The 21,766-nt window shown below is 66.9% G+C and carries 20 protein-coding genes, 1 tRNA gene, 4 pseudogenes and 1 riboswitch; of the genes and pseudogenes, 7 read left to right on the forward strand and 18 right to left on the reverse strand.

Annotated elements, in window-relative coordinates:
- Positions 1-186 precede the first annotated feature (186 nt).
- Positions 187-459 (reverse strand): hypothetical protein, encoded by a 273-nt coding sequence (locus LXE91_RS09850; protein ID WP_039343484.1) that lies wholly within the window; start codon positions 457-459, stop codon positions 187-189.
- A 395-nt stretch (positions 460-854) separates the two neighbouring features.
- Between LXE91_RS09850 and LXE91_RS09855 the strand changes: the two genes are divergently transcribed.
- Positions 855-1,058, forward strand: coding sequence for a cold-shock protein (locus LXE91_RS09855; RefSeq protein WP_011351289.1), 204 nt, complete (start codon positions 855-857; stop codon positions 1,056-1,058).
- A 141-nt stretch (positions 1,059-1,199) separates the two neighbouring features.
- Positions 1,200-2,336: an exonuclease domain-containing protein gene (locus LXE91_RS09860; protein WP_039343370.1), complete on the forward strand. Its 1,137-nt coding sequence runs from the start codon at positions 1,200-1,202 to the stop codon at positions 2,334-2,336.
- A 34-nt stretch (positions 2,337-2,370) separates the two neighbouring features.
- Here LXE91_RS09860 and LXE91_RS09865 read toward each other — a convergent pair whose 3' ends face one another.
- A complete protein-coding gene (locus LXE91_RS09865; RefSeq protein ID WP_039343368.1) occupies positions 2,371-2,964 on the reverse strand; it encodes a chorismate mutase in 594 nt (197 codons plus the stop codon).
- A 223-nt stretch (positions 2,965-3,187) separates the two neighbouring features.
- Positions 3,188-3,292, reverse strand: a complete 105-nt coding sequence (locus LXE91_RS09870) for a chorismate mutase (RefSeq protein WP_162269111.1) — start codon at positions 3,290-3,292, stop codon at positions 3,188-3,190.
- Positions 3,293-3,531: 239 nt separating this feature from the next.
- Between LXE91_RS09870 and LXE91_RS09875 the strand changes: the two are divergent.
- The 4 pseudogenes from LXE91_RS09875 to LXE91_RS09890 all read left to right on the forward strand — a co-directional run.
- Positions 3,532-3,666: pseudogene (locus LXE91_RS09875) on the forward strand (DUF2946 domain-containing protein); the annotation flags it as partial.
- Positions 3,663-4,103: pseudogene (locus tag LXE91_RS09880) on the forward strand (TonB-dependent receptor domain-containing protein); the annotation flags it as partial. The pseudogenes LXE91_RS09875 and LXE91_RS09880, both read left to right, overlap by 4 nt.
- Positions 4,091-4,395: pseudogene (locus tag LXE91_RS09885) on the forward strand (exo-alpha-sialidase); the annotation flags it as partial. The pseudogenes LXE91_RS09880 and LXE91_RS09885, both read left to right, overlap by 13 nt.
- Positions 4,396-4,565, forward strand: a pseudogene (locus tag LXE91_RS09890) (TlpA family protein disulfide reductase); the annotation flags it as partial.
- Positions 4,566-4,644: 79 nt separating this feature from the next.
- Here the strand turns inward: LXE91_RS09890 and LXE91_RS09895 are convergent.
- From LXE91_RS09895 to pepN, 7 genes are all read right to left on the reverse strand, one after another.
- A complete protein-coding gene (locus tag LXE91_RS09895) occupies positions 4,645-4,899 on the reverse strand; it encodes a GlsB/YeaQ/YmgE family stress response membrane protein (protein WP_039343362.1) in 255 nt (84 codons plus the stop codon).
- A 262-nt stretch (positions 4,900-5,161) separates the two neighbouring features.
- Entirely contained in the window at positions 5,162-5,374 is a 213-nt protein-coding gene (locus tag LXE91_RS09900) for a hypothetical protein (protein ID WP_039343357.1), read from the reverse strand.
- Complete coding sequence (locus tag LXE91_RS09905) at positions 5,371-7,104, reverse strand: FAD-dependent oxidoreductase (RefSeq protein WP_039343355.1); 1,734 nt, start codon at positions 7,102-7,104, stop codon at positions 5,371-5,373. The genes LXE91_RS09900 and LXE91_RS09905 overlap by 4 nt, the downstream gene beginning before the upstream one ends.
- A gap of 162 nt (positions 7,105-7,266) precedes the next feature.
- Positions 7,267-8,076, reverse strand: coding sequence for a helix-turn-helix transcriptional regulator (locus LXE91_RS09910; RefSeq protein ID WP_039343351.1), 810 nt, complete (start codon positions 8,074-8,076; stop codon positions 7,267-7,269).
- A gap of 171 nt (positions 8,077-8,247) precedes the next feature.
- Positions 8,248-8,323 (reverse strand) — tRNA-Thr (locus LXE91_RS09915).
- Positions 8,324-8,530: 207 nt separating this feature from the next.
- Positions 8,531-9,544: a class 1 fructose-bisphosphatase gene (locus tag LXE91_RS09920; RefSeq protein WP_039343348.1), complete on the reverse strand. Its 1,014-nt coding sequence runs from the start codon at positions 9,542-9,544 to the stop codon at positions 8,531-8,533.
- Positions 9,545-9,823: 279 nt separating this feature from the next.
- Positions 9,824-12,517, reverse strand: coding sequence for an aminopeptidase N (pepN, locus tag LXE91_RS09925; RefSeq protein WP_039343345.1), 2,694 nt, complete (start codon positions 12,515-12,517; stop codon positions 9,824-9,826).
- A gap of 187 nt (positions 12,518-12,704) precedes the next feature.
- Here pepN and LXE91_RS09930 point away from each other — a divergent pair, with 187 nt between their 5' ends.
- A complete protein-coding gene (locus LXE91_RS09930) occupies positions 12,705-13,403 on the forward strand; it encodes a DUF4136 domain-containing protein (RefSeq protein WP_278068078.1) in 699 nt (232 codons plus the stop codon).
- Positions 13,404-13,455: 52 nt separating this feature from the next.
- Here LXE91_RS09930 and LXE91_RS09935 read toward each other — a convergent pair whose 3' ends face one another.
- The 8 genes from LXE91_RS09935 to LXE91_RS09970 all read right to left on the reverse strand — a co-directional run bounded on the left by LXE91_RS09935 (position 13,456) and on the right by LXE91_RS09970 (position 21,488).
- Entirely contained in the window at positions 13,456-14,028 is a 573-nt protein-coding gene (locus LXE91_RS09935; RefSeq protein ID WP_039343340.1) for a TMEM165/GDT1 family protein, read from the reverse strand.
- 78 nt (positions 14,029-14,106) lie between these two features.
- A riboswitch (yybP-ykoY riboswitch) is annotated at positions 14,107-14,244 on the reverse strand.
- Positions 14,245-14,390: 146 nt separating this feature from the next.
- Entirely contained in the window at positions 14,391-15,707 is a 1,317-nt protein-coding gene (guaD, locus tag LXE91_RS09940; protein ID WP_039343337.1) for a guanine deaminase, read from the reverse strand.
- Positions 15,704-16,051 carry a hypothetical protein gene (locus LXE91_RS09945; protein WP_039343334.1) on the reverse strand — a complete coding sequence of 116 codons (348 nt, stop codon included), beginning with the start codon at positions 16,049-16,051 and terminating at the stop codon, positions 15,704-15,706. The genes guaD and LXE91_RS09945 overlap by 4 nt, the downstream gene beginning before the upstream one ends.
- Before the next feature lie 27 nt (positions 16,052-16,078).
- Positions 16,079-17,104 carry an adenosine deaminase gene (locus LXE91_RS09950; protein ID WP_039343331.1) on the reverse strand — a complete coding sequence of 342 codons (1,026 nt, stop codon included), beginning with the start codon at positions 17,102-17,104 and terminating at the stop codon, positions 16,079-16,081.
- Positions 17,105-17,122: 18 nt separating this feature from the next.
- Positions 17,123-18,139, reverse strand: a complete 1,017-nt coding sequence (xdhC, locus tag LXE91_RS09955) for a xanthine dehydrogenase accessory protein XdhC (RefSeq protein WP_039343328.1) — start codon at positions 18,137-18,139, stop codon at positions 17,123-17,125.
- 632 nt (positions 18,140-18,771) lie between these two features.
- Positions 18,772-19,284: a disulfide bond formation protein B gene (locus LXE91_RS09960; protein ID WP_039343326.1), complete on the reverse strand. Its 513-nt coding sequence runs from the start codon at positions 19,282-19,284 to the stop codon at positions 18,772-18,774.
- A 139-nt stretch (positions 19,285-19,423) separates the two neighbouring features.
- Positions 19,424-20,800, reverse strand: a complete 1,377-nt coding sequence (locus tag LXE91_RS09965; RefSeq protein WP_039343325.1) for an amidase — start codon at positions 20,798-20,800, stop codon at positions 19,424-19,426.
- Between the two features lie 7 nt (positions 20,801-20,807).
- Complete coding sequence (locus tag LXE91_RS09970; protein WP_039343321.1) at positions 20,808-21,488, reverse strand: GntR family transcriptional regulator; 681 nt, start codon at positions 21,486-21,488, stop codon at positions 20,808-20,810.
- Between the last annotated feature and the right edge of the window lie 278 nt (positions 21,489-21,766).

The following is a 21,766-nucleotide window of genomic DNA, read 5'->3' on the forward strand; positions in this document are numbered from 1 at the left end:
TAGTCCGATTATTGACACATCGGCAATAGAGGTTTGTGTGGAGCATGGCTAATGAAAGGTTGTTCTCTCGCTATACTGCGATCTCTGCTTTCCGAAGCAGACTTTTTCGTTGACGGAAAAGATCTCCAAACCTTTGTCGGCGCGACTTCCCAGTCGCGCTTTTTTTTTGCCCCGTCGGTCCGCGCGCTATTGCGCGAACGAGCGCCGCTTGCGCTTGGCCGCGGGTGCGGCCTCCTTGGCTTCGTTGGGGGGCGGCGTGTATGTCCAGTCTTCCATCACGTAGTGACGGGCATCGAGAGGCGACGAGAGCAGGTTCTGCCAGTGATCGCCGTGCCAGGTCGTATCGAATTCGGTGTCGTACGGCGCTTCGCGCGAGGCCGCGGACTCGGCCAGGGCGCGGGACTTGCGGCGTGCGCGTCCGAGCCGGCTCGCGAAGCGCTTGATTCCGTCCAGCCACATGACCATCTCCTTCCTTCCGGCGTTAACCGAGCATCGCAATATCCTTGGCCTTCCGCAACCCGGAAAAAACCCGAGGAAATTACCGAGTCGATTTGTCCCCGGTAGGAATTTCACGACCACGATTATTAATGCTCCGATCCCGGTAATATTGACAGGTTTTTGATGCGAATCAATTAATCAGAGGCGCCGGTGTACCGATTCCAGTGGTATTAGCTCTTTTTTGATAAAACGATCGTCAAAAATTTCCTTGACGCACCCGGATTGTCCAATTTATAAATGTCAGCACTCCGTCCTCGGGCGGCGTGCTGGTGCGGGTGCTGGCGCAATGTTTCGGGATTTCGGGAAACGGCTATAAAAATAGCTTTTTTGGATCTAATCGAGTGGGGAACGAAGACATGGATACCGGTATCGTGAAATGGTTTAACGATGCTAAAGGTTTCGGCTTTATTACGTCGGACAATGGTGGTGAAGATTTGTTTGCGCACTTTTCCGAAATCAAGATGGACGGCTTCAAGACGCTGAAGGAAAACCAGCGTGTTTCGTTCGACGTGAAAGTCGGGCCGAAAGGCAAGCAGGCAGCGAATATCCAGGCGGTCTGACGCGCCACGCATTGCCGATCACGTCCGGCCCCCGCATTGCGGGGGCTTTTTGTTTTGCGGGGGCGGAACATTCGGGTTCGCGCTGGCCGCGAACCCGGATGCCGGTGCATACTCACGGAAGCATCGTTTTCCAGTCTTTTCATGTCTGATTCTCCCTGTCCGTCCGATCCCGCCAGCGAACAGCCGCTCGTTTTCGTCGACCTTGAAACCACTGGCGGCTCGCCCGCCGAACACCGCATCACCGAAATCGGCGTGGTCGAAATCGGCCCGCTCGGCGTGTCGACGTGGACGACGCTCGTCAATCCGGGGCAGTCGATTCCGCCGTTCATCCAGCAACTGACGGGCATTTCGGACGAGATGGTGCGCGACGCACCGTCATTTGCGTCGCTGGCGCCGGCGTTGTTCGAGCGGCTCGACGGCAAGCTTTTCGTCGCGCACAACGCGAGCTTCGACCGCGGCTTCCTGCGGGCCGAATTCGAGCGCGCCGGCTTCGCGTTCAATCCCGATGTGCTGTGTACGGTGCGGCTGTCGAAGGCGCTGTTCCCGCGTGAATCGCGGCACGGCCTCGACGCATTGATCGAGCGCCACGGCCTCGTGCCGGCGGCACGCCACCGGGCGCTGGCGGATGCCGACCTGGTGTGGCAGTTCTGGCGCCTGTTGCACGACATCGTGCCGCTCGAGCGGCTGCGTGAGCAGATCGCACGCACGACGCGCCACTTCCGTCTGGGCGGCGACCTGACCGAAGCGTGGCTCGATACCGCGCCGCCCGGCTGCGGTGCGTACGCACTATTCGGGGAGGAGGATGTGCCGCTGTATGTCGGCCGCAGCGTGCGTGTGCGGCAGCGGCTGCGTGCGCTGCTGACGGGCGAGCGCCGTTCGTCGAAGGAAATGCGGCTGGCGCAACAGGTGCGGCGGGTCGAATGGCGCGAGACCGGCAACGAGTTGGGGGCGATGCTGGCCGAAGCGCAATGGATTGCCCGGCTGCGGCCGTCGTACAACCGGCGTCCCGCGGCCGATGCTCGTGCCGGCACTGCGCCCTGGCCATTCGAAGGTGCCGTCGCGTTCGAGGCGAGCGGCGAGCGCCGCCTGTTTCATGTGATCGACGGCTGGCGCTATCTCGGTGCGACGGAATCACTCGACGCGGCTGCGCAACTCGCGGCCGACGGAGCGGACGGTGCGTTCGAACCTTTCACCCACCGCCTGCTGCAGACGCATCTCGCACGCGGCCTGCAGCTGATTCCGCTCGCCGCGCTCACGCCTGCGGGGCAGGCGGCTTAATCAGGCGCGGTCGCGCCACCCGCGCCCGCGGCCGTCAGCCGATCGCGCTTGCGCCGCCGGCCGAGCAGACGTGCGATAGCGCAGTGTCGAGTGCCTGCGTTTGCGTGGCGTCGTAGCGCGTGAGCGTCTTCCAGTTGGCGATGCTGCGCGCGAGCCTCGCCTGACAATCAGGCGCATCCCGCAGCGGCGCAACCTGCGCGAGCCCCGCGAGCATTTTCTGCGTCAGCCGGTCGAGAGCCGGGCGCGTGCTGGTCGCGAGATCGGGCGGCGTGCCTTCCGGTGGCCGCGTCGCGCGCCAGGTCGCGAACAGCGCGTTCTGCACATCCTTGCTCGCGGCGATCTGATCCTCGAAGAACGTCCGTGCGAACGCGGGATCGACGCCGGCCTGCGCCGCGCGCTTCTCGACCGATACGAGCAGTTCCGCTTCGCGCGGCCGGTCCTCGATTGCCTTGTGATTCGCCCATTTCCATCGAGCGACCGGTTCGGCGAGCGCGAGGCGCTGTGACGCGAGCGCGACGATATTGGTGAGGGCGGTGTCGTCACCGTCTGCATTGGCGATGCGCGGGGACGAAAAGAGGGCGACGCCGAGCGCGGCGACAGCGAGGCTGGCACGAATGGCTTGCTTCATCGGAACGATCGGGAGAGCCGGGCGGGCCGGAAGTGGAAAACCAGAAGGATAGACGAAGACAGTCGCGCGGCGTAGCGCAGCGACCGGAGAATCAGCAGGCGAGCTGATCCGGCACCGTCAGGCTGTTGCGGCCCGGGTGCGAGGCGAATTGCGCGCGATGCGCACTGATGAACCGCACGATAGCGATGATCGACACGTGGCGGTTACAGAACCGAACAGGCGTTCACTTCGGCGAGTACAGCTTGTGCTGCTCGTCGAAGAATGCCCGAACGTGGTCAGGCAATTCGGCGAGGAATTCCACGCCGACGGGTTCTGGATCCGGGCTCATCACTTGCTCCGGCGGTGGCATGCGAGTTGGTCTTTCGTCCATGGTCATTTCTCCAGCAGGTTCAATGATTATCAACCTCGTGCTTGGATTTATGCCAGTGGCGAATCGTTAGATTTTGTCTCTGTTGTATTAACGGCACATGCGCTCTGACGCGCGCTGCGATGCCGACTATTGCATCGTGCGGAATCGGCAACAATCGGGCCGCTTGTTCCACTTGCGCGCACTTTTTCTGGACCGCGATGCAACGAACGACGCGATGGATCGGCCTCGTGTGGCTGGCGCTGAACGTACTGTCGCCCGTCATCGGCTATGCGCGTCTCGCGTCGAGCGGCTCCGGCGAGCTCACGCTCGAATTGTGCAGTGCAGCGGGCGCGTGCGTGGCGTCGAACTCGCGTTCAGCGGCGAGAACGTCGGGTTGAAGGGGCTCGCGATTGACGCGAACGTGTCGGCGAGCAACGCGCGGATCCTCGCCGACGTCGCGAATCCCGCATATGTCGGCTCGCGCTTTCCGCGGATTGCGCGCGTGCATGCGAACCTGCTCGCGTCGTATCGCTTCGACGAGCACTGGGTGGCGAGCGTCGGCGTGCGCTACTCGGGCCGCCTGTCTAACACGCTCGACAACAGCGACGTGAACCCGGGCGTCTACGGCGGCACGAGTTCGTTCACGGTCGTCGACCTGAAGGCGCGTTACCGCTTCGACCGTCACTGGAGCGCGTCGCTCGGCATCGACAACCTGACGGACCGCCGCTATTACGTTCTCCACCCGTATCCGGGCCGTACTTTCAATGGAGAACTGAAATGGTCGCTGTGAGATCGCTCGCGTTGCTGTCGCCAGCCGGCTGCACGACGCGCACGACGTGCCGAAGACCGCCGATTCGCAAGCCGCGCGCATGAGCATGCAGGCCGCACCCGCGCGGCAGAAGCAGCCGCTCGCGACGGGGGCGGCATTCGACATGCATCACCGGCTGTGGGTCCCATGGGTCGAGGGCGCGCACGTTGTCGTCGCGCATTCCGACGATCCCGGTGACACGCTGTCCGCGCCCGTCACCGTCAACGCGATGCCGGAACCGATCTACACGAGCGCCGGGAATCGCCTGAGGATCACGCAGTATGCGAATGCGGAGCCGATGCCCGAGCGTCTGCGCTCGATGCGGGGTAGAGAGGGGAGATGCCGCGCACCGTGAGGATCGGACGCGATGGCGCACGCGAGGCGCGCAGCGGATTGCTGACGGCCGACGTGTTCGACAGCTGGTTGGAGCGCGCGAAGCGCTGAATGGGGCGACGGCGCGCGGCGAACGGGCCGCGCGCCGGCCTGATGCGAAAACGCGCCCGAAGGCGCGTGGAGAGAAGCGTCAGGCCGCTCGCTTGAATAGCCGGATCACGAACAGCAGGATCACCGCACCGACGACCGCGACGATCACCGAACCGATGAAGCCGCTGCCGATGCTGATGCCGAGTATCCCGGCGAGCCAGCCGCCGATCACCGCGCCGACGATCCCGACGATGATGTCGACGATCAGCCCGAAGCCGCCGCCCTTGACGAGCAAACCGGCAAGCCAGCCGGCGATCGCGCCGATGATGAGCCACATAATCAAGCCATGAGTCATGGTTGTCCTCTCCTTGAGTTGTGTCGAAAGACCGGACGTCGGCTGCGTTGCCGCAAGCTGAATGAAGGCGGCATCGCGACCTGCCGCGCCGCCCACGCAATGTAACGCGTTAGACGGGTCGGAATCGTTAAGTAATGTTATGCACCCTTAACGGGATTTTCCAGGGAATTTGTCTGCATACGGCTAGGCTCGTGCGTGGGTGATGCATGATGAAATGAAGTTGTAATAAACGGCCGCCGGTGAAGCAGGTCGCCCGTCGGCGTCATCGTTCGTGCACCGATGCCTGCATGCCCACGTCGGGCAATCCGTCGCCTGCGTCGGCGATCAGCCGTGCGACGGTCGCGGGTTCGCCGATCGCCTCGATCGACAGCAGTGCGAAGCGGGCGAGAAAGAGCGATGCATCGGCTTCACCGATCCGTGTCATCGTGTGGCACAGGTCGGTGTAGAGGACGTCGCGTTCGGTATCCGTCATCATGCGGTCTCCTGAGGATCGGTTGATGCGCACGGACGAAGTGCGCGTTCGAGCGCGGTGATCACGTCGCTCGCGCGAGCGTCGTGCCAGCGGCCGAGTACGTGGCCATCCGGACGTACGAGATAGACGGTGCCATCGCGCGCGCCGTACATGTCGAACAGCCGGCCGTCTCCGTCACGGCCGCCGCAGGCCGGTTGCCGCGGCGCCACATGTCGCGTGAGCGTCACGAGCGCGAACGGTATCCGCGCAGCCTGCAGGCGCTGTTCAAGGCCAGCGAGCGTCGGATCGGGCACGCCGTCGGACGTGAAGCAGAACGCGGTGAAGCGCGGGGCGACGAGATCGGTCAGGTGGCCGCGCCGCGTGGCGTTGCCGTGCGGCGCGTACAGCATCAGTGGACATTCGGCGAGCACCGTGCCGGGCGCGGGGCCGGCTGAAAACGTATCGCGTTCGACTGCGTTGAGCGACGACGTCGCATAGGCGATGGCCGTCGTCTGGCGCGGATTGATCAGCGAACGCAGCGCCGGATGCCGGACCGCGAGCGACAGCACGGCCTTGCGCATCAGGTCGAATGCAAACGACGGTGGCGCCATGAACTCGGTGCTCTTCGTGCCGTAGCGAAGATTCTCGTGCGTCGCGAACACGCGTTCGTCCGAGTAGCTGTCGAGCAGCGTGTCCGATGCAAGGCCGCGAATCACGTACGCGAGTTTCCATGCAAGGTTGTCGGCATCGTCGATGCCCGAATTCGCGCCGCGCACGCCGAAGATCGGCACGAGATGCGCGGCGTCGCCACAGAACAGCACGCGGCCGTGCCGATAGCGTTCGAGCGTCAGCGCATTCGCCTTGTAGATCGTGATCCAGATCGGCGACCAGTCGCCGCGCTCGCCCATCATGTCGAGCAGATTCTGCACGCGCGGGATCACGTTTTCCGGCTTGATGGCCGCTTCGGGATCCTCATCGTCGCGTAACTGGTAGTCGATCCGCCACACATTGTCGGGCTGCTTGTGGACGAGCACCGTTGAGCCCGGGTTCGACGACGGGTCGAAGTACGCGAGCCGTTCGGTCGGCCGGTCGCTGTCGAGCGCGATGTCGACGATCACGTAGCGGCCCTCGTAGCTCGTGCCTTGCAGCGACAGGCCGAGCGCTTCACGCATCGTGCTGCGTCCGCCGTCGCACGCCACGACCCAGTCGGCGTCGAGTGCGTAGCCGCCGAGCGGCGTGTCGACGTCGAGGCGCACGCCCTCCGGGTGCAGGGAGACGCCGGTGACTTTCGCCTGCCAGCGGATCTCGATGAGTTCGGGGCGGCGCAGTGCGGCGTCGAGCAGGAACTGTTCGATGTGATACTGCGCGAGATTGATCATCGGCGGCAGTTTCTGGTTTTCGTCCTGCGGCATCGTGAAATGCAGCACTTCGTCGCGACGGTAGAAGCTGCGTCCGCCGGTCCACGGCAGCCCCGTGCGCAGGAAGTCGTCGAGCGCGCCGAGCCGCTCGATGATCTCGAGGCTGCGCCGCGAGATGCAGATCGCACGGCTGCCGTGGCAGACCGCGTCGTCGGCCTCGATCAGTACACTCCGGATGCCGTGGTTCGCGAGACCGAGCGCAACGGCGAGGCCGACGGGGCCGCCGCCGACGATCGCGACGCGATGCCGGTGCGTGTCGATACCGTCGTCGCAGGCCGGCAGATGCGCGGGATGGCGCTCGGCGACGAACGGGTAGGGCTTGAAGTCGATATCCATCGTTGGCTTCCAGGGGAGAGCGGTTCGACGTGCACGCGCGCCGGGGCCGCGTGCAGGCAGTCGAAGCAGTATGGAAGCCGTGCGGGAATCCGCTGTCCCCATTCGGGGTACGGCAAGCCGACCGGGATTTACCCCGATTCGGTCATCGCAAGCCGGGTCGGTTCAAGGCTGCAGGCAGAGCGCGAACAACTGGCGCTGGCTCGAGATGCCCAGGCGCCGGTACGCGCGCTTCTGGTATGTGACGACGCTCGACGCCTTCACGCCGATCGTCTCGCCGATCTCGTGCGCGGTCTGGCCTTCGAGCACGCCGCGCAGCACGTCGAGTTCGCGCTTGGACAGCGCCGGGCAGGCGCTGCGTAACCGCGCGAGCATCCGTTGCGGGATGCCGATCTGCGCGGCACCGGCGAGTGCGTAGTGATGCTTCGCGGCCTGCGCGATCAGCGGGGCGAGCGCTTCGATCTCCGCGATCTCGCGCGGCTGGAACGCGCCGCTGCGATGCGCGCGGTACAGGTTGATCGACAGCCAGCTCGCATCGTTGGGCTGCATCAGCAACGACAGCCGGTCGGACACGTCGGGGCCGCGGTAGCAGGCCGCTCGATACGCTTCGTGATCGATCTCGTCGCCGGCCTGCTGGTGCAGCAGCAGGTCGTGGCGGCGCGCGCCGCGAGGCGCGCTCGATACGATCTTCTGGTTGCCGTCGAGCGTGTAGAAGTGTCGTGCGTAGATGTCGGCGACGTCACGCAGGTAGCGGCCGCCGCGATGGTCGGCGACGGATAGCGTGCGCGGGCGGTTGCCGAGCTCGTACGCGAAGATCGTGCATTGCGTGACCGACAGCGCATCGTCGAACAGCTTCAGCACTTCGGCTGCGAATGCGTTGGGCTCGTTGCCGCCGATCGCGGCGACAAGGCGCGTCGCACGTAATACGTCCAGTTGCCCGGTGAGGTTCGGTCGCTCGAGACGCCAGGTGCGCATGATGCTCGGAAAGGGCGGAGTGGTCCGGCGATTGTAATCGGCGGCGTGCTGCGCGGGAGTCGGGTGATGCCCGCAAGCGGAGCGGACGCAGAGAGAAGAAGGGCAGCGCACGATTTGGCGCCCGGAATGAGAAAAGGGCTGACAAGCATTGCTTGTCAGCCCTTTATAACTTGGTGCCGGAGATAGGAGTCGAACCTACGACCTTCGCATTACGAATGCGCTGCTCTACCAACTGAGCTACACCGGCATCAGAGAAACGAAATTATAAGGTGAAATCTGAGACCTTGGCAATAGGTTTTGCGAATTTTTTTCAGCTTGCTGCTGCTGTTTCGCGAAACTCATCGACTCGGCAAACTTCCCGCTTCGTTTCACTGCGATGCGACCCGTTGGGGTCACATCGAGAGCCGCGATTCTACGTACGTCGCGCGATACTGTCTAGTGCTGCAGTGCAAATTTATTCCTTTTCCTGGTGGTAGCCCGTCACGCGCTCGACTTCGTTCTTCGAACCGAGGAACACCGGGACGCGCTGATGCAGGCCCGTCGGCTGCACTTCCATGATGCGCTGCGTGCCGGTCGTCGCGGCGCCGCCCGCCTGTTCGACGATGAACGACATCGGGTTCGCTTCGTACATCAGGCGCAGCTTGCCCGGACGGTCGGGCGTGCGCTTGTCGGCCGGGTACATGAAGATGCCGCCGCGGTTCAGGATCCGGTGCACGTCGGCCACCATCGATGCGATCCAGCGCATGTTGAAGTTGTCGCCGCGCGGGCCGTTCTTGCCGGCGTTCAGTTCGTCGATATAGCGCTTGACCGGGTCGTACCAGTGGCGCGCGTTCGATGCGTTGATCGCGTATTCGCGCGTGTCGGCCGGGATCTGCATGTTGCTCTGCGTGAGCACCCACGAGCCGACTTCGCGGTCGAGCGTGAAGCAGTTCACGCCGTTGCCGGTCGTCAGCACGAACACCGTCTGCGGGCCGTACACGGCGTAACCGGCCGCAACCTGCTGCGTGCCGGGCTGCAGGAACGATTCCTCGGTGGCCTGCTTGCCGTCCGGGCAGCGCAGCACCGAGAAGATCGTGCCGATCGACACGTTCACGTCGATGTTCGACGAGCCGTCGAGCGGATCGAACACGAGCAGGTACTCGCCGCGCGGGTAGTTCGCGGGGATCGGGAAGAACGTTTCCATTTCTTCCGATGCCATCGCGGCGAGGTTGCCGCCCCATTCGTTCGCGTCGAGCAGGATTTCGTTCGACAGGATGTCGAGCTTCTTCTGCACTTCGCCCTGGACGTTCTCGCTGCCGGCGGTGCCGAGCGCTTCGCCGAGCGCGCCCTTCGACACGTTGTAGCTGATCGCCTTGCACGCGCGTGCGACGACTTCGATCAGCAGGCGCAGGTCGGCGGGGAGGTTGTTGGTCTCACGTTGCTGTTCGATCAGGAACTTCGACAGCGTGGTGCGGCGGGCAATGGACATGACAGACTCCAGAAGGCCAAAGAATCCTTGAATGGCCGCAATTTTACCCGTCGCGCCTTCCGTGCCGCCGGGTTTTTTCGTCCGGTTACACGGCTGGGCAGCCGGACCGGCCCGCTTTCCGGTGGGGGAAACCGGCGCGACACGCTTCGCGGCAACGGCAGGCGGTGTGATCGGACCCTGCGATTGCGCGCGGTTCCGGGAGTCTTCACACAATAAAAAAGCCGGTGCCGCGACGGGCGGCACCGGCTGTATCGCGCAGGCGCGATGCGGGCGATCGCGTTACGCGAGTGCCTTCTCGACGATCTCGCGCACGTCGCGCGATTTCGCGCCGGCGGCAACCTGCTCGAGCGCTTCGCGCATCCGGTCGCGCAGTGCCGGCGTGAAGCGGCGCCACAGTTCCAGCGAGCGCGCGAGGCGCGCGGCAACCTGCGGGTTGATCGCATCGAGCGCGAGCACCTGTTCGGCCCAGAACGCGTAACCCGAGCCGTCCGCCGCGTGGAATTGCGCGGGGTTGGCCGCGCAGAAGCTGAAGATCAGCGAGCGGGCGCGGTTCGGATTCTTCAGGTTGAACGCCGGATGCGCGAGCAGCTTGCGCACTTTCGCGAGCGTCGGCTGCGCGGGCGTACCGCGTTGCGCGGCCTGCATCGCGAACCACTTGTCGATCACGAGCGCTTCCTTCTCGAAGCGGCGGTAGAAATCGTCGAGTGCGTGCTCGGCCGGTTCGGTCGCGCCGGCGGCCGCGGCGGACAGCAGCGCGCCGAGCGCAGCCGCGCGATCGGTCATGTTGTTCGCCGCGTCGTATTGCGCGGTCGCGAGGCGCACCGCATCGGCCGGATCCTCGAGCTCGGCGAGATACGCGAGCGCGAGGTTCTTCAGCGCGCGGCGGCCGGAGGCCTCCGGCGTCGGTTCGTAGGCGCCGGGCGTCTGGTGCTGCTCGTAGGCGGCGAGCCATTCCGCGCGCAGCGCGGTGGCGAGCCGGCGGCGCACGAACTGGCGCGCGCGATGCACGGCGGCCGGATCGGCTTCCGCCATCTGGTCGGCGAGGTAGGTTTCCGACGGCAGCGTCAGCGCGAGTTCGCGGAACGCCGGCGACAGCGTCGCGTCGGTCAGCACGCGGCGGAACGCGGCGACGAAGTTCTCGCCGAGCGTGAGCGGCTCGTTCGCGGCCGCACGCGCGGCGAGTGTCAGCAGTGCGCGCGTCGCGAGGCGCTGGCCGGCCTCCCAGCGGTTGAACGGATCGCTGTCGTGCGCAAGCAGGAACGCGAGGTCGTCGTCGCTGTAGTCGTACTCGACGATCACCGGCGACGAGAAGTTGCGCAGCAGCGACGGCAGCGGGTGTTCCGGCACGTCGACGAACGTAAAGGTCTGCTCGGTGTCGGTGAAGTCGAGCACGCGCGTCGTGCCTGCGGCGGCGGCTTCGCCGTCGAGACGCAGCGGCAGGTCGCGGCCGTCGCGGCCGATCAGGCCGATCGCGAACGGAATCAGTAGCGGCCCCTGCTGCGTTTCGCGCGCGGCCGGCGACCCGTCGCCGTAGCCCTGCGCGAGCGTGACCGTATAACGGCGCGCGGCCGCGTCGTACGCGGTGCGCACCGACACGCGCGGCGTGCCCGCTTGGCTGTACCAGCGCTCGAACTGCGCGAGGTCGCGCCCGTTCGCGTCGGCCATTGCGTGACGGAAGTCGTCGCAGGTCACGGCGTGTCCGTCGTGGCGCTTGAAGTACAGGTCCATCCCCTTGCGGAAGCCGTCGCGGCCGAACAGCGTCTGGTACATCCGCACGACTTCCGAGCCTTTCTCGTAGACGGTCATCGTGTAGAAGTTGTTGATCTCGACGTAGCTTTCCGGGCGCACCGGGTGCGCCATCGGGCCCGCATCCTCGGCGAACTGCAGCTGGCGCAGCACGCGCACGTCCTCGATGCGCTTGACCGCGCGGGCCGCCGATTCGACGTCGTCGCCCGCGGCCATGTCGGCCGAGAATTCCTGATCGCGGAACACCGTCAGGCCTTCCTTCAGGCTCAGCTGGAACCAGTCGCGGCAGGTCACGCGGTTGCCGGTCCAGTTGTGGAAGTACTCGTGTCCGACCACCGATTCGATGTTCGCGAAGTCGGTGTCGGTCGCGGTCTCGGGGTTCGCCAGCACGTACTTCGTGTTGAAGATGTTGAGCCCCTTGTTCTCCATCGCGCCCATGTTGAAGTCGCCCACCGCGACGATCATGAAGCGGTCGAGATCGAGCTCGAGGCCGAAGCGCTTCTCGTCCCAGCGGATCGAGTGGATCAGCGAATCCATCGCATGACGCGTCTTGTCGAGGTCGGCCGGCTCGACCCACACCTGCAGCAGCTTTTCCTTGCCTGAGCCGGTCGTGATCGTTTCCTCGATCGCGACGAGCTTGCCCGCGACCAGCGCGAACAGGTAGCTCGGCTTGCGGAACGGGTCTTCCCATCTCGCGAAGTGGCGGCCGTCGGGCAGGTCGCCGGAATCGACGAGGTTGCCGTTCGACAGCAGCACCGGGTACCCGGCCTTGTCGGCGCGCAGCGTCACCGTGTACGACGCCATCACGTCCGGGCGGTCGAGGAAGTAGGTGATGCGGCGGAAACCTTCGGCTTCGCACTGCGTGAAGAAGTTGCTGCTCGACACATAAAGGCCCGACAGCGTCGTATTCTGGTCGGGTGCGCATGCGCTTTCGAGCGTCAGCTCGAAGGCCTCGGGAACATTCTCGACGGTCAGCCCGTGCTCGTGCGTGCGCACGGCGCCATGCGGCGCGCCGTCCAGGTGCGCGCCGAGGAATTCGAGCGCTTCGCCCATCAACTCCAGGTGCGGCGCGGGCGCGGCGTCCGGATTGCGGCGCACGCGCATCGTGTTCCTGACGATCGTGCGGGCCGGCGCGAGATCGAATTCGAGCGCGACGGAATCGATGAGGAAGGCCGGCGGCGTGTAGTCGGCGCGGCGGATCACGGTGGAAGAGGCGTTGTCGGACATGGTCGTCGAGATCGGTGGAGTAGGGGACGGGCCCGTGGCACGGGCCGGGCGAACCGGGCCATTGTACAAAGGCTGGCGGCCGCGTGCCGGCCGAACTTTTTACCGGTTCCGGGAGTCCGCGTATTATCGGCATCCCGTTACGGTTCGCGCGGTGCGACGAACGGGTGACGGATCGAAGAGGATCAACATGAAACGCGAATGGATTCAACGCGGTGCGGGCTGGGCGGCGGCGCTGTGCGTGGCGCTGCTGACCGGCTGTACCAGCTACGTGACGACCCAGGTCACGGCCTTCTCCGACTGGAGCGGCAGCGACGCGACACGCACCTATGCGTTCACGCGCACCGACGCGCAGAAGAACAGCATCGAGCAGTCGACCTACGAGCCGATCGTCGCGAACGAGCTGTCGACGTATGCGTTCCGGCAGGTGCCGCAGGCGCAGGCGCGGTACCTCGTCGGGCTGACCTATGCGGTCGGCAGCGATCTCGTGACGGTACCGCAGCCGGTCTATTACGATCCGTGGTTCGCGCCCGGGCCGTACTGGCGGCGCGGGCCGTGGGGCCCGTGGGGTCCCTGGGGGCCGATGCCGGCCGGCTACGTCGCGCAGACATACCAGGTGTTCGACTACACGCTTGGCATCCGCATCACCGAGCGCGCGACGGGCAAGGAGGTGTACAACGTGTCCGCGCGCACGACCGGCGACAACGGCACGCTGCTGTACGCGATGCCGTTCCTCGCGCGCAGCGCGCTCGCTGATTTCCCGCTGTCCAACGGCGCGGTTCGCTCGGTCCGGCTGCCGGTCGACAAGCGCGGCGGCTCGGCGGCGCCGGCTGCCAACGAGCGCGCGGTGCCGGCGGCGCCCGCCTCGGGTGCTGCCGCCGCGAAGTAACGCGGTATCCCTCTCGGCGCGGCCGTCCGGCCGCGCCGGCCATGCCCTTCCGTCAGACCCCGATACCCAGCAGCGCCAGCGCGCCGAGCACGACGAACAGCACGGCCGCGATCGCGTGCACGAGCTTCGTCGGCAGGCGGTGCGCGAAGCGGTCGCCGAGCAGGATCGCGGGCACGTTCGCGAGCATCATCCCGAACGTCGTGCCGGCCACGACACCGATGTAGTCCTGGAAGCGCGCGGCGAGCGCGACGGTCGCGATCTGCGTCTTGTCGCCCATTTCCGCGAGGAAGAATGCGACGAGGGTCGCACCGAACACGCCCAGCCGCGAGCGGTTGGCATTGGCTTCGTCGGCATCGAGCTTGTCCGGCACGAGGATCCACAACCCCATCGCGATGAACGAGAATGCGAGCGCCCAGCGCATGATCGACGGCGTGACGAGCGCGCCGAGCCATTCGCCGAGCGCGCCGGCGAAACCGTGGTTCACGAGCGTCGCGACGAGCACGCCGAGAATGATCGGCACCGGCTTGCGATAGCGCGCGGCCAGTACGAGGGAAAGCAGTTGGGTCTTGTCGCCGATTTCAGCGAGGGCGACGGCGCCGGTGGAGATCAGGAAGGCTTGGGACACGTATGGGGTTCCACGGGCCGATGTTGTGCGTGCGAGCGACGATCCACCGCGCGCCGGGCCCTGATGCGGCGCGCTGTGAACCATCGGTCTCGCCAGGCCTAGGTGGCTGCGTCCGCCATGGCCGTATGGCCAAGTCTGTTGACGGACGCCTCCGTCACGATGCGCGCCGGGGGCGCGGGACATCGAGCGGAGCGGCTACTCCCCAATGAGCGGCGAATTCTAGCACGGCGCGTTACGCGCGGGAAAGCGGTTGGCGGGCGCTACGCCCCGAGTCGGGGCGGGATCGGCGCATGGCAAGCTCGGCGGCCCGGCGCGCGCGGCGGTGGATGCCCGCACGTGCCGGGGCGCACCCCGGCAGGTCGTTACGCGGCGGGGCGGGGTGCCGCGCCGCGCTCGTGGACGAGTTGGCCGGCCGCATAGGTGCGGTACACCGCGCGGTCGTCGCCGAGCAGCGCGAACGCGAACAGCAGTTCCTCGAGCGAATCCGCACGCTTCGTGCGGCGTGCGAGCAGCGGCGTGGCTTGCGGATCGAGCACGACGAAGTCGGCTTCGGTACGCGGTGCGAGCGTGCCGACCGTGTCGGCGAGGTCGAGCGCCTGCGCGGCGCCGGCCGTTGCGAGCCAGAACATCCGCGTCGCGGTCAGGTGGTGGCCCGACAGCCGCGCGACCTTGTGCGCTTCGTTCATCGTCTGCAGCATCGAGAACGACGTGCCGCCGCCGACGTCGGTCGCGAGCGTGACGGGCACGTCGTATTCGCCGGCCTTGTCGAAATCGAACAGCCCGCTGCCGAGGAAGAAGTTCGACGTCGGGCAGTGCGCGACGACGGTTCGCGTCTCGGCCATCCGGCGGCGGTCCTCGTCGTCGAGGTGGATGCAGTGGCCGTACACCGCGCGCGGGCGCAGCAGCCCGTAGCGGTCGTAGATGTCGAGATAGCTGCGATGGCCGGGGAACAGCTCGCCCACCCATTTCACCTCGTCGACGTTTTCCGCGACGTGGCTCTGCACGAACACGTCCGGATGGCGGCGTGCGAGTTCGCCGCACGCCTCGAGCTGCGCCTCGGTCGACGTCGGCGCGAAGCGCGGCGTGAGCGCGTACATCTGGCGCCCCTTGCCGTGCCAGCGGTCGATCAGCTCGGCGCTGTCGTCATAGCCTGATTGCGCGGTATCGCGCAGGAACTCGGGGCAGTTGCGGTCCATCAGCACCTTGCCCGCGATCATCCGCAGGTCGCGCGCGTCGCTCGCCGCGAACAGCGCATCGGCCGACTGCTTGTGCACCGTGCAGTAGACGAGCGCGCTCGTCGTGCCGCAGGCGAGCAGTTCGTCGACGAAGAAGTCGGCGACTTCGCGCGCGTGCTCGGGATCGCCGAACTGGCGCTCGGTCGGGAACGTGTACTTGTCCAGCCACGGCAGCAGGCCCGGTGCCGGCGACGCGATCATGTCCGTCTGCGGATAGTGGATGTGCGTGTCGATGAAGCCGGGCACGATCAGCTTGTCGCGCAGCTCATGGACGATCGCGTCGCGCGCGAGCGTCGCGGCGAGCTGCGCGTACGGGCCGGCCGCGACGACCTTGCCGTCGTCGACGATCAGGAGGCCGTCGGTCTCGTAGATCGCGGCCTGGCTCGATTGCGCCGGGTCGCCGTTGAAGGTCAGTAACTGGGAACGGAAAGCGGTTTGCGTCATGACGAATGATCCTGCATCAAGGTAAGGCGAACAGAAGAAAACGGGCGACGCCGCACGGCGGCAAGACAGCGCCTGGCGAGCGGGTGCGGCACGCTGCGTGCGGCACGACCGGATGCGATTGCGCGGGCGAACGTGGCGGCCGAAGCCGCCCGCGAGTGGTTGCCGGCGGGCCTCGCAGCCGTTGCGCTCACGACCGATGCGGCCTTGAGCGAAACGGCAAATCGCGACGGCAGGCACGCGCGAGCGACGACGAACAGCGCCGTCGCCGCGCGCTCACGCACGCGATAGTCCCGGCGCAAGGCCGGGCCGGTGGTCGCGAAGCGGATGCCGTTGCCGTGTTTCATCTGTCCAGCGTTCCTCGATGCCGGCCGTCACGCGGCCTGCCAGTACGCGTCTAGGCGCGCGTACAGTGCGTCGCGCTGCGCCGGTTCGATGAACGACGCCTCGAAGCCGTTGCGGATCACCGCATGGACTTCGGCATCCGTGAGTTGCAGCCCTTCGGCCGTCGCGAAGTAGTTTTCATTGACGTAGCCGCCGAAATAGGCCGGATCGTCGGAGTTGATCGTCACCGCGACGCCGCGATCGAGCAGCGCTTTCAGCGTGTGCTTCGCCATGTCGTCGAACACGCACAGCTTCAGGTTCGACAGCGGGCAGACGGTGAGCGCCGTGCGGGTTTTCGCGAGGCGCTCGACGAGCGCCTCGTCCTCGATGCTGCGCACGCCGTGGTCGATCCTGTCGACCTTCAGCACGTCGAGCGCTTCGTAGATGTAAGCGGGCGGGCCTTCCTCGCCCGCGTGCGCGACGAGCTTCAGCCCGAGCGCGCGCGCCTTCTCGAACACGCGTGCGAACTTCGTCGGCGGATGGCCGAGCTCGGACGAGTCGAGGCCGACGCCGATCAGGCGATGGCGATAGCGCTCGAACAGCGGCAGCGCGGATTCGAACGTCGCGAGCGCGTCCTCTTCGGACAGATGACGCAGGAAGCACAGGATCAGCTTGCTCGACAGCCCGCGTTGTTCGGCATCGGCGAGTGCCCGCTCGATACCCGCGACCACCGTCTCGATCGATACGCCGCGCTCGGTGTGCGTTTGCGGATCGAAGAACAGCTCGGTGTGGACGACGTTGTCGGCGAGCGCGCGTTCGCAATACGCGGCCGTCATGTCGTAGAAATCCTGCTCGGTCAGCAGCACGCTCGCGCCGGCGTAATAGATGTCGAGGAACGACTGCAGGTCGGTGAACGCGTACGCGGCGCGTAGCGCGTCGATCGAGTCGTACGCGAGCTTCACGCCGTTGCGCTGCGCCAGCGCGAAAATCAGTTCGGGCTCGAGCGAGCCTTCGATATGGATGTGCAGCTCCGCTTTCGGCGCGCGGGCAATCTTGTCCTTGAATGTCGGGGTCATGGCGTCGTTCTTGGTCGGTCAGTAGGTAGGGGAAGCCTGCGTGGACGCGTTCGCATTCGCGTTGGCCTCGACGGCCTGCAGCAATTGCGCAGCCACCGAGATCGCGATCACTTCGGGTGCCTTGTCGATGATGCCCTCGACACCGATCGGGCAGCGCATCCGTGCCACCTGGGCCGGGTCGATGCCGATCGCGGCGAGGCGATGATCGAACTGCACGCGTTTCGTGTGCGATCCGGTCATCCCGAAGTACGCGTAGTCGCCGCGCCGCAAAATACGCTCGGCCAGCACGAAATCGAGTGCGTGGTCGTGCGTCATCACGACGAAGTATGACTGCGGCGGTGCGGCGTCGACCGCGTCGGCCGGGGCAGCGGCCGCTTCGATCGCGAGGTTGCCGATGCCGGCGAGCGCGTCGGCCGGCGGGAACACCGCATCGGGCCCGTCGATCCAGCGCACGTGGCACGGCAGCGTCGCCAGCACCTTCACGAGCGCGGTGCCGATGTGCCCGGCGCCGAACAGCACGACGGGGAACGCATACGGCGCGATCGTTTCGGTCATCAGCGACACGCCGCCGGTTTCCCACAGCAGGCAGTCGGCACGCGCGGCTTCCGATTCGGGCTCGCTCAACAGCGGCGCGCCCGGTGAGGGGCCGAATGATACGCTACGCACGGTCGCGGCGCCGGCCGCGACACGCTTCGCGAGCGACATGATCCAGCCGAGATCGCCCACATCGAGCCGCTCGAACGCGAGCACCACGGCGCCGCCGCAGCACTGGCCGAGACTCGGGCCGAGCGCGAGCCGTTCGAGCCGGCGCGCGTGCGGCACGTGCGCGCCATCCTTGAGCAGATGCCGCGCGATCTCGATCGCCTTCCATTCCAGATGACCGCCGCCGATCGTATGGCGGGCCATGTCGCGCGTGACGAGCATCTTGGTGCCGGCTTCGCGCGGCGCGGAGCCGTCGGTGTGCGCGACCGTCACGAGCACGGCCGCTTCGCCATGTGCGAGCAGTTGCTGCAGATCGCCGAGCCAGGCTTCCATCAGCACGCTCCGTTCGGGGCGACGCGGCACGACACGCGGCGCGGGCTGGCGGGCGCGGCGGCAACGATGGCGGACGGGAGCGAGGCGGGCCGGCCGCACGGCCGATGCAGTGCGGCGGCAGCGCGCGAACGGCGCGCGCGGTCGGCACCGCCGGATGCGCGGACGCCATGAGGATGACGGATGCGGATGGTTTGCGTTGTCATGATGAATCCAGTCGACATTGCGGATCGGGCGCGCGTTACGCAGGGGTGGTGAGACCGCCTGGCCTCGCGCACGTAGATCGCCATCCAGTCACGAAGATAGCACCGCAAGGCGACGGGAACATTGCCAGGCGGTGATCCGGACTATCAGGAGGCGATCATGTCGATCATAGGCCCGCCGCGCGGGATCGGGGCGCCGATGCGTGCACATCGGGCCGAAACGCAGGCGTGGCGGGGCTGGGCGCGGAAGTCGCGCGATGCGCGTTCGCCCGGAGAGCCGGGCGGCGGCGGGGTAGGTGTTTACGCTTGACGGGCCGGATGCGGCTCGCCGGGCCGGGACGGCGGGTGCGCCGGAGCCGGGCGGCTACCGGCCGGCGGCAGTGTGCGCCCCGGGGCGAGCGGGCCGCGCGCAGGCCGGTCGAAACCGGCCGGTCAGGCCGCGAGCTTGCGGCGATGGCGCCAGAGGCTCGCGACCACGGCGATCAGGATCACCGCGAAGCCGATCAGCGCCCAGCCGGGCAGCAGGATGCCGAAGATCGGCGGGTAGACCGTCTCGCACAGCCCGGCGACCTTGAACATCCCGGGGAACCACTGCGCGGGCGGCAGGCTGTCGACGATCGGCTGCAGCGTGTCGAAACCGCAGCTGAAGCCCGGATTCATCTGGATCGACAGGTGCCGGGCGGCCGTGCCGACGCCGCCGGCCGCGGCGATCGCGATCAGCAGCTCGAGCACCCAGACGCCGCGCCAGTTGCGGATCCCGGCGGCCAGGAACGCGAAGATCCCGATCGCGCAGAAGAAGTAGCGCTGGATGATGCACAGCGGGCACGGATCTTCGTTCTTCACGTACTGCAGGTACAGCGCACCGGCCAGCAGGGCGATGCACACCCACCCGAGCAGCATCAGCAGGCGGCGTTCGCGGCGGAGTGCGAGCGTGTAGTCGTTCATGTCGGCGGGGTTCCTCGTGGGTCGGTCCGGAAAACAATCGCGCGATTTTAGCGCGAATGGTCTGGCACGAAACTGACAGCGCGCGTGCGGCAACCTGCCGCATCGCGCGTCGTGTCCGCCGGCGTTTGGACGGTTGCGCTCAGCGGATCGTGTTCAGCACGGCCTCGACCGCCTGGCCGATCGCGAGCAGCGCGTCGTCGCGGTGCGGGGCGGCCGCGAGCATCAGCCCGACCGGCGCCGCGTCGCGCGGATGGCAGGGCAGCGACAACGCGCACGCGTCGAGGAAGTTGAACGCGCTCGGGTTGCGCAGGATCAGCGCGTTGGTGCGTGTGAACGCGGCGTCGTCCGCTTCGAGTTCGGCGATGCGCGGCGGCACGACCGGCACCGTCGGCGCGACGAGTGCATCGAAACGCGACCAGACCGTGTGGGCGGCTTCGTCGAGCATCGCCGTGCGTGCGGCGAGCAGGTCGAGATAGTCGGCCGCGGTCGCGGGTTCGCCCTTCAGGATCCGCGTGAGCACGCGCGGGTCGTACTGGTCGCGGTGCTTGGCGAGCAGCGGGCGATGCCACGCGTAGGCCTCGATTGGCGAGAAGCCGAAGCGGTTGACGTCCGGCAGCCGGTCGAGCGCGGGGAAGCGCACTTCCGTGACGATCGCGCCGGCGGCTTCGAGATGCTTGAGCGCGGCGTCGAGCGCGGCCGCGACGTCGGCATCGACACCGTCCGTCACGTAGTTCGTCAGCACGCCGAGCCGCACGCCTTCGAGCGGCCGGGCGGCCGGCACGTGCGGTTCGAGGCCCGCGAGCATCCGGTCGACGAGCGCACAGCACGCAACCGTCAGGCCGATCGGGCCGAACGAGTCGAGCGTCGTCGACAGCGGCACGCCGCCTTGCGTCGGAATCCGGCTCGCGGTCGGCTTGAAGCCCGTCAGCCCGCACAGCGCGGCCGGAATGCGGATCGAGCCGCCGGTGTCGGTGCCGAGCGCGACGGCCGCCATGCCGTCGGCGACGGATGCGGCGGCGCCGGACGACGAGCCGCCGGAAATCCGTGCGTCACCCGGCACGTCGCGGTGGTACGGCGAGCGCGGATGGCCGAAGTGCGGATTCAGCCCGAGCCCCGAGAACGCGAATTCGCTCATGTTGGTGCGGCCGACCAGCACCGCGCCCGCGCGCTTGAGCCGCGCGACCGCGACCGCATCGGTGCGGGCGGGCGGCGCGCCGTCGAGCACGCGCGAACCCGCACGCGTCACCTGCCCCGCGACGTCGAACAGGTCCTTGACCGACACCGGAATGCCCGCGAGCGGCGACAGAACGGTGCCCGCGGCGCGCAGCCGGTCGTGCGCGTCGGCGGCCGCGCGCGCGTTGTCGGCATCGACTTCCGTGAAGACGACCGCGCCCTGGCCCGACGGATCGGCGATCCGGTCGAGCGCGGTGTCGACGAGCGCGCGGCTCGTGGTCCGGCCGGCGGCGAGGTCGGCGGCGAGCTGGGCGAGCGGGGGGAAGGGCGTGAAAGTGGTCATGGGCGGCTCAGGGGCGAAGATGTTGAAGAAGCGCGGAGCGGAACGAATCGATATGACTTTCGACGGCCGCGCGTGCGCCGGCGGCGTCACGTGCGGACAGCCGGTCGAACAGTTCGCGATGCTCGTGCTGGACGTCGGCGAGATGGTGAGGTTCGGACAGCGTGACGAACCAGAAGCGCAGCGAGCGCTCATGCAGCCCGCGCAGGATGTCGGCGAGGACCGCATTGCGCGCGGCCGCGGCGATCGCCTGGTGGAATGCGCGGTCGAGTTCCATCATGCCTTCGACATCGTGCGTGTCGACACATGCCTGCCCGCCGTCAAGCAGCGCGGCCAGGCGCGCGAGATCGTCAGGCGTTGCGTGGCGTGCGGCGAGTTCCGCGCAGTGCGCTTCGTTGATGCGCCGCACGTCGATCACCGCGACGATGTCGTCGAGCGACAGCGGCTGCACCATCAATCCCTTGCGCGGCATCACGGACAGCAGCCCTTCGAGCACGAGCCGATGCACGGCCTGGTGCACCGGCGTGCGGCCGATGCTGGTGCGGGCGACGAGGTCGGCTTCGTTGAGGGCGGCGCCGGGCTTCAGGCGCATCGTGATGATGTCGCGCTGGATCAGCGCATACGCGCGGTCGGCGAGGCTGGCCGTCGGTGCGGCCGGGGGCTCGCGGGTGACGTCGGTCAGGGCATTCATGCGGGGTGCGGCGCGGTGGCCGGGCGGGGCGCGATCATGGCGCAGGCTGGCGGGAAACGTGGACGATGCGTGGATATTATTGTGATATATCACTGGTGTCCAGTGCCGGAGGCGCTGTAACAGCCTCGCCGGCGCGTGGGCGGGGACGCTCCCCGACGCAGTTTGCCGCCGACTTGCAACAATATCGACAGGATGTTGCAGGTTTGCCGCTCGATCGTGCGCTGAAGCATAATGAATCCTCGTTTATCCATACGCGTGAGCGACGTACCAGACCATCG

Origin of the sequence: Burkholderia contaminans (assembly GCF_029633825.1) — a bacterium.
Lineage (GTDB): Bacteria > Pseudomonadota > Gammaproteobacteria > Burkholderiales > Burkholderiaceae > Burkholderia > Burkholderia contaminans.